Raw genomic sequence first — 15,674 nt, 5'->3', positions numbered from 1 at the left:
AAAAGCATGTTGCAGCTCAATTTTGAGTTACAGCATGCTTTTTTCTAGTTACTTTTTCTTCTTAGGCTTAACCAGTCCCCAAATCACTAATTGAGCAGTGATAGCCAATGCAATTCCCAAAAGGATTCCGTGGTTATCAGCAGCTCCCGTCTGCGGGAGGCCCTCATCCTTGCTGCTGGTCTGGCTAGTTGCTACCGCGTCTGCCGAGGCCATCGTCACTTTCTCCTGATTTGGCTGGTTGCTCTTTAGAGTCGTAGTCTTCTCAGGATGGGTAACTAGCGGCTTCACCGGTGTCGGTTCTGGCTTTGGAGCGTCGTTGTTATCTTTTGAATCATCACCTTTGTTGGTTGTCCCCGCCACTTCCTCTTCAACTGTCGGTGGCTCGACGGTACCTGGTTCCGTCGGCTGCTCTGTTGGCTGCGTTGGGCTCGTCGGCTGTGGGTCACTTGGCTCCGTCGGTTCTGTCGGTTGTTCTGGTTCCGTTGGCTGCTCTGGCTCTGTTGGCTGTGGGTCACTCGGCTGCTCCGTTGGCTGCTCTGGCTCCGTCGGCTGTGGAGCACTCGGCTGCTCTGTTGGCTGCGTTGGACTCGTTGGCTGTGGAGCACTTGGCTGCTCTGTTGGCTGCGTTGGATTCGTCGGTTGTGGAGCACTTGGCTGCTCCGTTGGCTGCGTTGGACTCGTTGGCTGTGGAGCACTTGGCTGCTCTGTTGGCTGCGTTGGACTCGTCGGCTGTGGAGCACTTGGCTGCTCTGTTGGCTGCGTTGGACTCGTCGGCTGTGGGTCACTCGGCTGCTCTGTTGGCTGCGTTGGGCTCGTCGGATTCGTTGGACTTGTCGGATTTGTTGGACTTGTTGGGCTCGTCGGATTTGTTGGGCTCGTCGGGCTCGTCGGACTCGTCGGATTCGTTGGGTCTGGTATCACGATAAAGCTCGGCGGCTCTACCGGGTGAATGTCCCACTTATGACTCTCACCACCCTTGATGTCGACAATGCTGGCAATGATATTCCCATCGACGTTCACCCCAGCTATCACGTGCGCATTCGGTGCTAACAGGCTTCCCATGAAGTGCCCGCTTCCGATATTGATTTGGGCAGTAGTCTCCCCAAAGTTCCACAGGACATGGTTCGGGTGAGCGTGGCTTTCGCCTGGGTTAACGTGATTGTTCTTCTCATCATCATAGTGCAGCTTTATTTGCGTAGAAATTGAAACCATACCATCCGCCGGCATCCCGATCACATTAATCACTACAGTCGGTCCGTGAACCTTGCTCGATAATCCAAAAATCTTGATTGGCTGCGGGTGTGTAAGATATTCAAACGGAATGTTTACGTAGATAACATTATCCTTGGCTACCGCGTTAGAAACATCCACGTAGCGATTATTCTGGTCGGTAAAGTCCTTGATTACCCCAGCTGATTCTTCCTGGCTAGCGTAGAAATTTGACGCCTTCAATAGACGCTGGAAGACCGTCGGAAAATCAATGTAGTTACTACCGGTAGCGTCTTTGAAAACCTCTTCCGGCTTAAGGTTTACCATATGATGGCCGTTAACGTAGACCTGTCCATTGATGATCTCCACATTAACATTCTGGCCGAATACCACGTGGTTGAAGTGTTCGTTTCTGAAAGAACCATTCTGCAGACCAGTGTTAAGCTGCTGGATGTAGTAGATGTCACCCTGTGTCAGATGAACAGAGTCACCACGGGTCCCAAAGTCCACATTACTGTTAAGAATTCCCACGGCAATGTTACCGTTCACGTCAGCGCCCAAGTTAGCTTCGTTGGCGAAGATGTGAAACAGGGAAGCTAACATCAGGACACTCTTGGCGTCAAGATGGTTAACGTCAATGTTGTATTTGTCCTTTAAGACTTGGTCAAAGTGAATCTTGTCCACAGTCTGGACCACATCTTGTGGTGTTGGTTCGTTGCTAGGTTGGTCGGACGGTGATGGTGTCTTCTCCGTATTAACCCCATCCACGTTTGTTACAGTGCTTTCCACTGCACTGGCATCACTGACTGGAACATCGCTAACCACCGGTTGCGGCGTCTCCACTACAGCGGGGTTGACCGGCTGACTGCTCGCACTTGCGTCATTGACCACTGGCTGGACCGGTTGTTGGCTAGCTACCACCTGACTCGCTGGCTGACTGCTAAGCACCGGCGATGTGCTCACACTTGAAGCTGCACTGCTAGGCGTACTTAATGGAGCAGCGGTACTTGCTGGGCTAGCCACCACAGTTGTCTCACTACTAGTTGGGTTTAAAGTTGAAGCACTACTCGCCGTTATATGGTCACTTATTGGTGTACCACTCGCCACCACGCTTGCGTCCACTGTTGCAGCCAGTTGCTGGTCATCAGCGGCCACCTGGTTGCCACCACCGATAAATAGTAGTCCCAATAACACGGACACCACACCGATACTCAGCTTGCGGATCCCAAACTGCTGCTTGCGTGGCTGTTGTTTTTCAATCATTAATCTTACATTCTTTTTTGATAGCATTTCATTTATCCTCCTGTGATCAAAAATAGAAAAGTAGCATTCGTCGTTACTTTTATCTATCAGCATCAGTCATAGGGGGTAAACACCTATTTAGAAAGCTTTTAAATAAAACACTTCTTTGCTCATTTAATACATTATCATGTTTTTGTCGCGTTGTGATACATTCCAGAAATGTTATATTAAAGCTTAAATAACTATAGAATTCCTTAAAGAATGAAGACAAAAAATCACCGCGAGCCTGATCAGCTTGCGGTGATTTGTCGTTTTAAATTACTTTAAATTGATCTTAGTTTTAGCTGGTGTAGTCGTTGCCAAAATCTTCCCATGGCGGATATTGTAGAGAACTTCCACGTGTTTGTTGAGGGCGTTGTAGAAGTCAGCAGCGTTTAAGAGGATACAGTTGGCCGGCTTACCAACCGCAATCCCGTACTGGTCGCTGATGTGCATCGTCTTAGCCCCATTGTAGGTGACATAGTTGAAAGCATCTTGTAACTGGTGATAACCCATCAAGTGAGCAATGTAAACTCCCATCGTGACCACGTCGAGCATGTTACCGTTACCCAGCGGGTTCCATGGGTCTTGGACATCATCCTCACCAAAGGACACATTGATCCCAGCGTTAGTTAGTTCCTTGATCCTGGTAACGCCCCGCCGCTTTGGGTAGGTATCAAACCGCCCGCCCAGGTGAACATTGACTAGCGGGTTGGAGACAAAATTAATGTTACTCATCTTCAGCAGACGGAAGAGCTTATAAGTATAGGCATTATTATAAGAACCCATCGCCGTTGTGTGACTGGCGGTGACCCGATCCTTCATCCCCCGCTCATATGCCTCGGTAGCCAGTACTTCCAAATTCCGAGAGGCGGGATCGTCAATCTCATCACAGTGGACGTCCACCAGTCGATCATACTTATCAGCAAGGGCCATCAAGAAGTGGACCGACTGCCAGCCATATTCAGTGGTGAACTCAAAGTGTGGAATCCCACCGACAACGTCCAGGCCCTCCTTGACAGCCTGTTCCATCAATTCCCGACCGTGGGGGTAACTCAAGATCCCCTCCTGAGGGAAGGCCACCAGTTGGAGATCGATCTGGTCCTTAAGTTCTTCACGTAATTCCAGGAGAGCTTGGGCAGCAATCAGGTGAGGGTCAGTAACGTCGACATGGCTCCGAATATGTTGAATCCCGTGACCGACCATGTTTTCGATCGTCTTGCGAGCCCGCTTCTTGACGTCCTCCTTAGTCAAATCCTGCTTGCGTTCACTCCAGATCCGGATCCCATCAAATAGGGTCCCACTCTCATTCCATTCTGGTTGCCCTGCTGTCAGAGTTGCATCCAGGTGAACATGGGAATCCACAAATGGCGGAAGGAGAACATTTCCCTGACCATCAATCACCTGTTCATTAGCAACCGCCGTTAATTCCGGCGCAATCTCCTTAAATTTACCATTAACGATCCGAACATCGGACGTTGCTTCATGATTATCAATGTGAACATTTTTTATTAGCATGATTATGCTTCCTTTCGATCCGCAAACAGCATCAATACATAATACAGCAGACCACTCAGTACCATATCAACGAAGGTCGCTCCGATCGTATCGGCAAACAGCGGCTGCTGGTGGACGCCAACAAAGAAGGCTACTCCTATAACAAATGTTATCATTGCTGCCCAATTAATACCACCGTGGTACCAGTATTTTCCGCTCACCTTGCCCAGCTCACTGATGTCGTAGTTACAATGAGCCCGAACGTAAAAGTCAGTGCAAATGATAGCAATCGTCGGTCCTAACACCATCCCAACATAATCAAGGAATGATTCAAAGGTGGTCAGAAAACTGCCGACAAACATCGGAATGAAGGTAACAATGGTAGCCAAGAGCACCACGATCCACAATGAGTACTTTAGCCGCAGCTTAGTGAAGATGTTGGACAGTGCCGAACCGGCAGCCATCAAGTTGACTGCATTGGCTGTCATTGAGGTTAGAATGATAACAAGCAGGGCAACCACCCCTAATCCCAACTTGCTGGCAATCGTCGAGGGATCCGAGTTATTAGCATCGTAAACCCCAGTCGAAATAGCAATACTGATCGTGGAAATCAAGCCGATAAAGGCAAACCAAACCACCCCGAACAGAGCCCCTAAGAATGGGGTATAGATGGCGTTATCACGTTTAGCAGTGAAACGGGTAAAGTCAGCACCAGCCGTGACCCAGGCCAAATTGAAAGCAGCAACGTAATCAATCGCGGCCCCGGTAGCCATCTTGGCGTGAACCGGCACCTGCCAGTGAACAATCTGACCCAGAGAAACAGTTCTAAAGACGGCAATGGATTCCCAGATTACAAATACCAGCACTAGGATGATCCCCAACCGCTCAATCAGCTGAACGGAACGCGAACCACTGGAGACACTGACAATATGGAGAATACTCATAATTAGAATACCAACAACTAATCCCAGATAGCCGCCGTGCTTGCCCCATACTGGCCAGCCAAGCAGGTCATGAAAAAGAATACTAACCGACTGTGCGGCAATGAAGGTGTTAGCAGCGGTCCAGCCAATAAACTGAGTAATATTGACTAGCGATGGGAGGTAGCTCCCCCGCTCACCAAAGGAAGCGCGGCTGATCGTCATCGTCGAGACCCCGGTCCTATAACCAATGTAACCGATCAGACTTAAAAAGACATATGAGAGAGCCGATGACAATATCAGGACCCTCATGGCCAAAGCAAAACCGCATGCGGCAAGGACTCCGCCGACGAACCAGGTTCCGTTATTGGCATTGGCCCCAACCCAGGTCGCAAACATGTCCCATCGAGTGGTTTTCCGACTCTTCATCGGAATGCTGAAAATATGCGTGTGCTGCTGTTCTTTCAACTTTTTCTCCTCCTTGAATTGAAAGCAAAAAGCCTCAGGGTCCTCTTCGTCCCCTAAGGCTTCACAAAAGTACACGCGTTGCGCGCGGTTCTATTTAGTTCGAACGTCTTTTGTAGTCTCACGGGGCTACATTAAAGGACTCATATTGATTTACTTAATCTTATCGGCTTTGAGTGAAATTGTCAATTTCCATCTTAAAATTGTAACAATTCATACTATTACCGTTTTTTCGTTTCACCTTCTATGACTAATGGCTTAGCTTTTTTCCTCCTATTCCAAATAGGCTAAGAAGCGCTCCTGCTATCACACCAATTAATCCGAGCGATGCTTTGGCTTGATCTTCATTCCCCGTTTGTGGAAGAGCCTGCTGATTTTTGTCCTCTTGATTAGTAGAAGCTCCTACTCCACCTTGAGATGATGATTGAGTCATTTCAAATTCTGGTGTCATCGTTGAAGAGCCCTCTACTGATTCAGAAGGTTCGGAAACAATTGGCGGTACAGCAGCCCCATTTTCACCCTCAGTTGGCGTATCAATCGTTGGATCTGACGGTTGGATTGGTTGCGTCGGCTGTTCCGTTGGTTGCGTCGGTTCGATCGGCTTAGTCGGCTGTTCCGTTGGCTGCGTCGGCTCAGTTGGCTTGGTTGGCTGTTCTGTTGGCTGCGTCGGTTCGGTCGGCTTAGTCGGCTGTTCCGTTGGTTGCGTCGGCTCAGTTGGCTTGGTTGGCTGTTCTGTTGGTTGTGTCGGTTCGGTTGGCTTAGTCGGCTGTTCCGTTGGCTGCGTCGGCTCAGTTGGCTTGGTTGGCTGTTCTGTTGGTTGTGTCGGTTCGGTTGGCTTAGTTGGCTGTTCCGTTGGCTGCGTCGGCTCAGTTGGCTTAGTTGGCTGTTCCGTTGGCTGCGTCGGTTCGGTTGGCTCAACTATTTCTTCAAATGGAAGGTTAGGCTTAGTCGGAAAAAGATCCCAACGGTGTGATTCACCACCAGCAATATAAATTTTGTCAGCAATAATATTACCGTCAATGTTTACACCACCATGAATTGTGGCTTGTGGAGCAAGGATACTCCCCATAAAGCGTCCACCGGTAAACCTAAACTCCTGGTTGCCAGTACCAAAATTCCATAATAAATGATTAGGAACTTGCTGGTCTTCCTTATTATTTAGTGGCTCATTGCTGTCATCATAATACAATAATGTTTGCGTACTAATGTTGAATTCCGTGGCCTTGTCTAGACCAGTTACGTTAGCAATTATCGTTGGTGCAATCTCATTCTTATCAAAATCTTGATGACTGGATAATCCCCGAATCTTAATTACTTGAGAAGCCTGTAAATATTCAAAGGGTACGTTAATATAAATGCAGTTATTGCTATCTGGTTTAGCTTTAGAAACATCAATCCACCGGTCATTTTGATCGTTAAAATCAAAGGTTACCCCGGCGGATTGAGCTTTCCCCGAATATTGTTTTGACTGTTCACTTAAAAATGCTAATTCCTTTTCAATATTTATGTAGGAATCAGTCGGGTCATTAAAGACTTCATTTACCCCTAGATTAGGCATCTTATGGTCTTGGTCATTGTACTTAAGATAAACCTGGCCATCACGGGCTAAGGCATCAACACCGGTCCCGAAAATCACATAATCGTCTTTACTATTAAACGAAGACTCGTTGATTGGACTTGTTAACTGCTCGATATAATAAGTATCACCATCAGTTATATAAGTGCCCTTATTAACCGTCCCGGTATTAACATTATTATCCAGTCTTTTGACTGCTATATTTCCATGAACATGGGCATCGAGGTGCGCCTCATTGCCAAACACATGAAAGATAGAACTAACACCTAAAGCACTATTATCTTTTAAGAATTTTGCTAAGCTGCCATAACTTGTTGTCTCATTTGGTTGATGAAGATTAGTAACAATTTGGGTAGGATCATCATAAATTTGATAATTAATTTCCTTTATCCCATTTTGATTAGTACGTAATTGTTGCCCGTTAGGCTGAATTACTCTTTGAATAGAAGCGGACGAATCCTTTGCTGCTGTCGGTTGTTGAACTGACGTTGCTTGTTGAGAATCAGTTTGAACATTAGTTGCTGGTGTTGTTGGCGTATTTTGTACTGATGTTTTAGCTACTGCATTAGTTTCTTGTACAGGCTGATTGTTGTTATTATCCGCAAGAGCCACTCCACCACCAATTTCTAAGACTGCCACACAGACTAAGGCGGTCAACCATTGTTTTCCGCCTTTATATAACTTATAATGTTTCTTCTCTTGCATTCCGAAGCCTTCTTAGTATAAATAAAATTCGTCATTTTTGTTATTATTATAGCATTCATATTATTAAACATAAAACTAACAAAGTGGTTGGTGAGAAAAATATGCTTTTCTCACCAACCACTCTCATTCTTATCTAGCTATAGTTCAGCCTTATCGTAAAACCTTTCTAATACCCTTATCCACTCTTAACATCGTATAGCATCAGAAAACATAGGAAGCTGTGTCTTGTTTACTCAATAATTATTAACCCCGATAGGTACGATGAACACGATTGCTAATCCCGGTCAGGATTTCATAATTAATCGTTCCTATTTGATTGGCCAGGTCGGTCGGCGTCAATTCCTGTTGCCCGGACTTTCCCATTAGGATAACCGGGGTGTCAACTGGATAGTACTTCGGCAACCGGATCATCATCTGATCCATGCAGACTCGACCAGCGATTGGACAAAACTGGCCATCAACCAGCACCTTGAAGCCGGTTAACGAACGTGGGTAGCCATCCGCATAGCCAACGGGCAGGGTAGCCAACCATTCATCCTCCGCAGCGGTATAGGTTGCCCCATAGCTAACAGACTCACCGGCTTTGAGCTGCTTGACAAAACTGATTGTCGTCTTAAAGGTCCCGACCGGCTGGAGCCCTAGGTTCTCCTTGATGTCACAGCCAGACGGATTATGACCGTACATGGAGATCCCCATTCGGACCGTGTTGGCCGTGATGTGCTCCCGGTGCCACATTCCCGTAGCCGAGTTAGCCATGTGGACATACGGCGGTAGTTCATCCAAGCTGTTAACGAAGCGTTGCCAACGGGCTACCTGCTTTTCAAAGTAAGCCGTATCAGTACTATCAGCTGTCGCTAAGTGGGTGAACATTCCTTCAAATTCAAACTCCGGTTCCTGTAGAAAGGCCACTGCCTGCTTAAATGTAGCAACATCAGTAAAACCGATCCGACCCATCCCGGTGTCAATGCCGAGATGAACCTTCAGTGGGGTGGTCCAGTGGTTAGCTTGAGCTAAGCGGTGATACTCCTTGAGCCAGTCCAATGACCCTACCGTCAGGGAAACACCGGCCTCAGCAGCCACGTTGGCGTATTCAACTGGCGTGATCCCCAGAACCAGACTAAGGGCGTCAATTCCGTTGTCCCGCAGTTCTAGAGCCTCATCCAGGATAGCAACACAAGTACCGGTGGCCCCAGCATTCAAAGCTGCCTGCGCCACAGGCACCAGACCATGGCCATAGGCATTAGCCTTCACCACCGCTAGGATCCGACTCCCAGCTGGTAAAGCGGCTCGCTGCGCTTGAATATTGTGCCGTAGAGCACCCAAGTCTACCTGATACGTTGTTTTTCGTAAACGACCACTAATCATTGTTCTGCTCACTTTCTAAAATTATTTCCGTAATCACCAGGGTAGCGGTATGACTAACAGAAGCATGCACCCGGCCAACAAATGGCGATCTGGTCACGACCGGGGCTCCCTGCCGGTTATCAATAATCTCAACGTTTTGAAAGCCGACTTGCTTGCCGATGCCGGTCCCCATTGCCTTAGCAAACGATTCCTTCAATGACCATCGTCCTGCCAGATACTCTAAGGATCGCTGACCACTGAAGCACCGATACTGATCATACTCAGCCGGCGTTAGGATCCGAGCGATGAACTGAGGGTGCCGCTGGGCGAGCCGGTTGACCCGGTCCAGCGGTGTTAGATCGATGCCAATTCCCGCAATCATTCCGTTTTCCTCCTTATTGTATTCAAGTCATTATCATAGCCAAAATCGTCTTGACTTGCAATTCCTGATTTTGGCTACATTGATTGGAAATCAATTGCCGATTCCTATTTCATTGCGAGCTAAAATGGTTATAATGGAAAAGTTAGAATTATATCCGCTTAAATCTTGAAGTTTTGGTAAAGATTTGAGGAATTACGGTTCCCGTCAGGATATAATGCTAAGCTATCGCCAGTGCTTCTGGCACGTTATGAGAGGAGAGGACTTAGAACGTGACAAAATTCACTCAAGAACACCCCGCCCTAAGCTTCACGCTGAAGACGGTGTTTTACTTTGTCGTGATTCTCCTTTTAGTCTATCTATACGGATATTATGGTGCTGGGCAAGAACCATTTATCTATAATGAATTCTAATAATGGAGGAAACTATGACCAAAAATATTGTGACATCGTTTGATGAGTGCGCCCGTCAAAACGCCGCACGCATCGCCTATGATGAGATGGGGACAACCACTACTTACGGTGAGTTGGCTACCGAAATCAATACCCTGGCCGCATGGTTGAATAAACAGGAGCTCGCCAAGCAGACGCCGATCCTGGTCTTTGGTGATCACCAGGCCGAGATGATCGTCAGCTTCCTGGCCGCCCTAAAGACCGGCCACCCATACATCCCAGTTTCAACCGACTCTGCCCTGCCACGGATCCAATCGATCCTGGACACGGCCCATCCGGGTTTGATCATCGCCGTCGATGACTTCCCAAATGATCAAGTGACGACCGACGCCACCATCATCAATCGGGATCAACTGGACACTATCCTTAAGGACCAGCAGGACTTCACGCCAGCCGCCGGTCAGATGGTCAGCGGTGACGAACTTGCCTACATCCTGTTCACGTCCGGGACAACCGGTTCGCCAAAGGGTGTTGAAGTCAGCCACGATAACCTACGGACCTTCATCGACTGGATGCTCGGCACCGACTTCAAGCTGCCGTCAAAGGTCAACTACCTCGGCCAGCCCCCGTATTCCTTTGACCTATCCAACATGTACTGGTGGCCGGCCCTGCTGAGCGGCAGCACAATCAAAGCTATTCCGCATGACGTGGTGGAAAACTTTGGCAAGCTCTTCACGGCCCTGCCGCACCTGGACCTCAACATCTTCGTCGGCACACCATCATTTGCCGATATGCTGATGCTTAGCCCGGCTTTTAATGAAAAGCAGATGCCTGGCCTAAAGTTTTTCCTGTTTTGTGGTGAAGAACTGACCGTCAAGACTGCCAAAAACCTGCAACAGCGCTTCCCCCATGCCAAGATCTTCAACACCTATGGCCCAACCGAGGCAACGGTGGCTATCTCGGGGGTAGAGATCACTCCAGAGATCGTTGCTAACACTGACCGGCTTCCGGTCGGTTATGCCAAACCAGGGATTACCCTCTCCATCTGGAAGGGTGATCACGAACTCACTGAACCAGGTCAGGAGGGGGAGATCATCATCACTGGTAACAGCGTCGCCCAGGGTTATATGAACAACCCCGAGAAGACAGCCAAGGCCTTTTTTACCCTCAACGGGCAGAAGGCCTACCGGACTGGAGACGCCGGGATTCTGGATGCGGACGGTCTTCTCCACCACAAGGGTCGAATGGATTTTCAGATTAAACTCCACGGCTTCAGAGTCGAACTCGATGAGGTTCGGGCCAGCCTGGAGAAGAGTCCGCTAATCAAGCAGGCCGTCGCCGTTCCGAAGTATAATAAAGACGGTAAAGTCACCCACTTGATCGCTGATGTCATCCCCAAGGAACAGCCTACCGATCCGACAGCTCTGACCAAGGCCATTCGGGAAAGCCTGGACGGGTTAATCATGCCATACATGATGCCAACCCAGTTTGTCTATAAGGAAAGTTTCCCAATGTCGGCAAATGGTAAGATTGCCGTCAAGCAACTGATTAGCGAGGCTAACAAGTAATGATTAATTGGATTGCTAGTCTACCTAATTTCAGTGCCTATGGGACCCCGATGTACTTCTGCTACCTGATCCTAGCCATCTTACCGCTGGGCATCGGACTGTACTTTGGGAAACGGTTCAGTTGGTATGAGGCGCTGATCAGTTTTATCTTCATCTTTCTGATGTTTGACGGAGACAGCTGGCAGCAGGGGATCTCCCTGATTGCCTACGTGATCTGGGAAACCTGCCTGGTGATGTACTACCACCACTATCGGCAGCAAGCCAACTCATCCGGTATCTTCTACCTGTTCACGGCGCTCTCAATTGCCCCACTGGTGATCGTCAAACTGACGCCAGCGATGGTTGGCCATAATTCCCTGCTCGGGTTCCTCGGGATCAGTTACCTGACCTTCCGGGCGGCCGGTACGATCATTGAGACACGGGACGGCATGGTCAAGGATATTTCAGCATGGAAGTTCATCCGCTTCATGCTCTTTATGCCAACTCTGACGTCCGGACCAATCGATCGCTACCGTCGCTTCTCCAAGGACTACCAAAAGGTCCCAAGTCGGGATGCCTACCTGGCCCTGGTCAACAAGGGGATCTTCTACCTGTTTCTCGGTTTCTTGTACAAGTTCGTTATCGGTTACTTCTTCGGGCAGCGTTTCCTACCCCACTTTGAGAAGCTAGCCCTCCTTTCACCCCACATGATTTCGTGGAGCATGGTGGGGGTTATGTATACGTACGGCCTGTACCTCTTCTTCGACTTTGCCGGCTACTCACTGTTTGCCGTCGCAATCAGTTACTTCATGGGTGTCAAATCACCAATGAACTTCAAGCAGCCATTCAAGTCTAAGAACATCAAGGAATTCTGGAATCGCTGGCATATCAGCCTATCCTTCTGGTTCCGGGATTACATCTTCATGCGTTTTGTGTTCCTGGCCACTAAGAAGCGCTGGTTCAAGAACCGTAACGCCTTATCATCAACTGCCTACATGCTGAATATGACCCTGATGGGCTTCTGGCACGGGATCACCTGGTATTATATTCTATACGGGATTGTCCATGGTCTCGCCCTCGTTACCAATGACTGGTGGTTACGGTACAAGCGCAAGCACTTGCCGAACCTCCCTCACAACAGGCTGACAACCGGGGTGGCCATCTTCATCACCTTTAACTTTGTAATGGTTACATTTTTGATTTTCAGCGGTTTCTTAAACACCTACCTGTTAAGCAAATAGCTGAGTGAAACTTTTAGGAGGATTTTATCATGCAAGAACAAATTATTAACATTTTAGCTGACGCAACTGGCCGCGACGCATCTGACTTCAGTGACGCAAGTCAAGATCTTTTCACCTCAGGCCTGCTGGACTCCATGGCCACGGTTAGCCTACTGCTCGGTCTCCAAGACGCCTTTGATATCCAAGTTCCGGTTTCCGAATTTGATCGGAGCCAATGGAACACCATCGAAAAGATCGAACAACGGGTAAAGGAGTTGCAAAATGCATAACAGCAAGCGGCTGTGGTCGATCTTCGGCCCGGTAATTCTTGCTTTTGTCCTGGTTCTGATTCTCTTCTCTCTGCCGATCAAGAAAAGTTACTCGTTGCAAAAGGAAAAGCAGGCCGCTGTTTCCTTGAGCCCGGTTATCTTCAAAAACCAATCGCTGAAGAAACAGGCATTAAACGACAAACGGGTCAACTTTGTTCCCTTTTTTGGGTCCAGTGAACTGCGGCGGATGGATCGCTATCACCCATCCGTCATGGCCGCTCGCTACCATAACTACACACCGTTTCTTTTCGGTTCTCGAGGAACACAATCGTTGCCTCAGTTCTTCAACATCAATTCGATGGAGAACCAGATGACCGACGAGAAGGCAGTCTATATCGTCTCCCCACAGTGGTTTACCAAGCATGGTGTTCAGGCGCCAGCCTTCAAGTACTACAACGGATCATACGCTAACTTGACCTGGCTACAGCACGCTAACCCTCGTTCACCATACGACCGCTACGTTGCTAAACGATTGATCGCCCTAATCGGTGATGACGGCACGGTGGGCGCCGGGGCCCGGAAGATTGCAGCCGGTAAGCCGCTGAGCTCCTGGGATCGCCTCGTCATCAATAGCCGGGTCAACCTGCTCGCTCACGAGGATGCCATCTTCTCTGCGTTCCAAATCAACCAGAACTACGAAAAGCACATTCTGCCGAACATCAGCCGCCTACCGAAGAAGTATAGCTATGATCGCCTGTATAGCCAGGCTGAGCAGGTTGGCAAGCGAGACTCCAGCAATAACGAGTTCAGCATCCGCAACGGCTTTTACAACAAGCGGGTCAAACCGGACTTAAGCAAGCTGGCAGGCTCGCAGCGGAAGTTTAACTACACGGCCTCACCAGAGTACGGTGACCTCCAGGTAGTACTTAACCAGTTCAAGAACACCAACGCCAACGTGCTCTTCGTCATCCCGCCGGTCAATGCCAAGTGGGAGAAGTACACCGGGTTGGACATGAATATGTACTACCGCTCCGTGGAAAAGATCAAGTTTCAGCTGCGTGAACAGGGCTTCACTCATATCCTGGACCTCTCCCACGACGGCAGCAAGCCAGCCTTCATGGAAGATACCATCCACATCGGTTGGGCTGGCTGGGTCAAATTTGACCGGGCTACTAACCAGTTTATCTCGACTAAACAGCCTCAGCCAAACTACCGGATGAATGATGAATTCCTGACCAAGCGCTGGGCCAACCTGAACCCCACTGCACATAACCTGCAAAAATTCAAGAATCAAGAATTACGTTAGAATAATAAAATACGAACCGGAGGAAGTTTTCCTCGCGGTTCGTATTTTTGTTTAGCCTTTAATTTTCTTTACGGTGGCGAATGTTGAAGGCATGACGGCTGGAATGGCTGCTACCATGATGGTCATTGTTCCGGTGGGACCGGTAGCCATTTCGGCGGCCGTGGTTATCACGATGACGACGGTAGTGGCCGTTGCCTCGCTGTCGGTTGTGGCGATTCCGCCGTGGCAGGGGACGCTCCGGTGTGATCTTAACCGGCACGTCGCTGGCGGCCTCCTTGGTCATGTCATTTAACAGCGCCGCAACCAGGTCAGTGGCGTTGTGAGTCTCCAAGAGCTTAGCCGCTGCATCCTTGTAACGGTCCGTGGTATCTTGGGCAATCAATTCGTCAATGTCATTGAAAGCACTGGCCACCTGCCCCCGGAAGGCCTCCTCAGCTGTTGGCGGCTTCAGCGGCAGCATCCGGACCCGGGTCAGCTTCTCAATCTCGTGAAGGTAGTCCATCTCGTTAGGCGTCACAAAGGTCAGCGACATTCCATGATGGCCGGCCCGGCCCGTTCGGCCAATACGGTGAACATAGCTATCGGGATCTGATGGAATATCATAGTTGTAGACATGGGTCACGCCGGAAATATCTAGTCCACGGGCCGCTACGTCAGTTGCTACCAAAATATCAAGCTGACCGTTCTTGAATTTGCGCATGATCTTAGTACGCTGGTCCTGACTCAAGTCGCCATGTATGCCGGCCGCGTTGTAGCCGCGCGCCACCAGTCCCTTGGACAGCTCATCGACCCGGCGCTTGGTCCGGCCAAAGACGATCGTCAGCTCAGGATCTTGGACGTCAATCAGACGGGTCATAATGTCAAACTTCTCGTAGTCTCGAGCTCGAACGTAGTACTGGTCAACCAAGTCAGTGGTCAGCTCTTTAGCCTTGATCCGGACCATCTTAGGGTCGGTCATGAACTGTACCCCGATCTTCTTGATCTCCGGCGGCATCGTGGCCGAGAAGAGCAATGTCTGACGATCCTGTGGAGTTTGATTGATGATCGCCTCAATATCCTCAAGGAAGCCCATATTAAGCATCTCATCCGCCTCGTCCAGAACCAATGTCTGGATGTTATCCAGCTTAACCGTATGCCGGTTCAGATGATCACGCAATCGTCCCGGTGTCCCTACCAGAATCTGTGGGTGCTGCTTCAAGCTCTTAATTTGACGGCGGATATCCGCACCACCATAGACAACCTGGACTCGGACGTGCTTATCCTTACCAAGCCGGTAGAGTTCCTCCTGGGTCTGGATGGCCAGCTCACGAGTCGGTGAGATCACGAGGGCCTGGATATCCGGATCTTTGGTATCGACATGCTCAATGATCGGTAAGCCAAACGCCGCCGTTTTTCCGGTCCCAGTTTGCGCCTGACCGATTACATCCTGACCATCCAGTACCATCGGAATCGTCTGTTCCTGAATTGGAGTAGCCTCTTCATAGCCGCTCCGTTTGATTGCCTTCAATAGGCTTTGCGATAAGCCTAATTCGCTAAATTTCAAAAAATTTCCTCCTCAGAAATA

12 protein-coding genes are annotated in these 15,674 nt (G+C 49.1%); 5 read left to right on the top strand and 7 right to left on the bottom strand.

Translation table 11 applies throughout. The features are described 5' to 3' along the window. Positions 1–48 precede the first annotated feature (48 nt). The 6 genes from CK797_RS06930 to acpS form a co-directional block, all read right to left on the bottom strand. Positions 49–2,472, bottom strand: a complete 2,424-nt coding sequence (locus tag CK797_RS06930) for a collagen-binding domain-containing protein (RefSeq protein ID WP_181049542.1) — start codon at positions 2,470–2,472, stop codon at positions 49–51. A 297-nt stretch (positions 2,473–2,769) separates the two neighbouring features. Beyond that, positions 2,770–4,008 carry a cytosine deaminase gene (codA, locus tag CK797_RS06925; RefSeq protein ID WP_104689026.1) on the bottom strand — a complete coding sequence of 413 codons (1,239 nt, stop codon included), beginning with the start codon at positions 4,006–4,008 and terminating at the stop codon, positions 2,770–2,772. 2 nt (positions 4,009–4,010) lie between these two features. Continuing rightward, on the bottom strand, positions 4,011–5,375 hold the full coding sequence (locus tag CK797_RS06920; RefSeq protein WP_104689025.1) for a cytosine permease: 1,365 nt from the start codon (positions 5,373–5,375) through the stop codon (positions 4,011–4,013). A 247-nt stretch (positions 5,376–5,622) separates the two neighbouring features. Beyond that, the gene (locus CK797_RS06915) at positions 5,623–7,653 is read right to left on the bottom strand and encodes a collagen-binding domain-containing protein (protein ID WP_104689024.1); all 2,031 of its coding nucleotides are present in this window, start codon (positions 7,651–7,653) and stop codon (positions 5,623–5,625) included. A 243-nt stretch (positions 7,654–7,896) separates the two neighbouring features. After that, entirely contained in the window at positions 7,897–9,018 is a 1,122-nt protein-coding gene (alr, locus tag CK797_RS06910; protein WP_104689023.1) for an alanine racemase, read from the bottom strand. Continuing rightward, on the bottom strand, positions 9,011–9,379 hold the full coding sequence (acpS, locus tag CK797_RS06905; RefSeq protein WP_104689022.1) for a holo-ACP synthase: 369 nt from the start codon (positions 9,377–9,379) through the stop codon (positions 9,011–9,013). Before acpS ends, alr begins: the two co-directional genes overlap by 8 nt. A gap of 269 nt (positions 9,380–9,648) precedes the next feature. On the opposite strand from acpS, the gene CK797_RS06900 reads away from it, so the two are divergent. Genes CK797_RS06900 through dltD form a run of 5 tightly spaced genes read left to right on the top strand, consistent with a single transcriptional unit; the run spans position 9,649 to position 14,110 of the window. Further along, the gene (locus CK797_RS06900) at positions 9,649–9,789 is read left to right on the top strand and encodes a teichoic acid D-Ala incorporation-associated protein DltX (protein ID WP_104689021.1); all 141 of its coding nucleotides are present in this window, start codon (positions 9,649–9,651) and stop codon (positions 9,787–9,789) included. A gap of 14 nt (positions 9,790–9,803) precedes the next feature. Further along, the gene (dltA, locus tag CK797_RS06895; protein ID WP_104689020.1) at positions 9,804–11,336 is read left to right on the top strand and encodes a D-alanine--poly(phosphoribitol) ligase subunit DltA; all 1,533 of its coding nucleotides are present in this window, start codon (positions 9,804–9,806) and stop codon (positions 11,334–11,336) included. Continuing rightward, a complete protein-coding gene (gene dltB / locus CK797_RS06890; RefSeq protein ID WP_104689019.1) occupies positions 11,336–12,556 on the top strand; it encodes a D-alanyl-lipoteichoic acid biosynthesis protein DltB in 1,221 nt (406 codons plus the stop codon). The genes dltA and dltB overlap by 1 nt, the downstream gene beginning before the upstream one ends. Positions 12,557–12,585: 29 nt before the next feature. Beyond that, on the top strand, positions 12,586–12,825 hold the full coding sequence (gene dltC / locus CK797_RS06885) for a D-alanine--poly(phosphoribitol) ligase subunit DltC (RefSeq protein ID WP_057806418.1): 240 nt from the start codon (positions 12,586–12,588) through the stop codon (positions 12,823–12,825). After that, positions 12,818–14,110 (top strand): D-alanyl-lipoteichoic acid biosynthesis protein DltD, encoded by a 1,293-nt coding sequence (gene dltD, locus CK797_RS06880; RefSeq protein ID WP_104689018.1) that lies wholly within the window; start codon positions 12,818–12,820, stop codon positions 14,108–14,110. Before dltC ends, dltD begins: the two co-directional genes overlap by 8 nt. 58 nt (positions 14,111–14,168) lie before the next feature. Here dltD and CK797_RS06875 read toward each other — a convergent pair whose 3' ends face one another. Continuing rightward, entirely contained in the window at positions 14,169–15,653 is a 1,485-nt protein-coding gene (locus tag CK797_RS06875) for a DEAD/DEAH box helicase (protein WP_104689017.1), read from the bottom strand. Positions 15,654–15,674 lie beyond the last annotated feature (21 nt).

The organism is Limosilactobacillus pontis (assembly GCF_002940945.1).
GTDB lineage: Bacteria > Bacillota > Bacilli > Lactobacillales > Lactobacillaceae > Limosilactobacillus > Limosilactobacillus pontis_A.
This window is presented reverse-complemented; position numbering and strand designations above follow the sequence as displayed.

Bases quoted from the DNA above. Each gene is read 5' to 3' on its own strand.
- CK797_RS06930 (WP_181049542.1), bottom strand. From the start codon at position 2,472: ATGATTGAAAAACAACAGCCACGCAAGCAGCAGTTTGGGATCCGCAAG.
- codA (WP_104689026.1), bottom strand. From the start codon at position 4,008: ATGCTAATAAAAAATGTTCACATTGATAATCATGAAGCAACGTCCGAT.
- CK797_RS06915 (WP_104689024.1), bottom strand. From the start codon at position 7,653: ATGCAAGAGAAGAAACATTATAAGTTATATAAAGGCGGAAAACAATGG.
- alr (WP_104689023.1), bottom strand. From the start codon at position 9,018: ATGATTAGTGGTCGTTTACGAAAAACAACGTATCAGGTAGACTTGGGT.
- acpS (WP_104689022.1), bottom strand. From the start codon at position 9,379: ATGATTGCGGGAATTGGCATCGATCTAACACCGCTGGACCGGGTCAAC.
- dltA (WP_104689020.1), top strand. From the start codon at position 9,804: ATGACCAAAAATATTGTGACATCGTTTGATGAGTGCGCCCGTCAAAAC.
- dltB (WP_104689019.1), top strand. From the start codon at position 11,336: ATGATTAATTGGATTGCTAGTCTACCTAATTTCAGTGCCTATGGGACC.
- dltC (WP_057806418.1), top strand. From the start codon at position 12,586: ATGCAAGAACAAATTATTAACATTTTAGCTGACGCAACTGGCCGCGAC.
- dltD (WP_104689018.1), top strand. From the start codon at position 12,818: ATGCATAACAGCAAGCGGCTGTGGTCGATCTTCGGCCCGGTAATTCTT.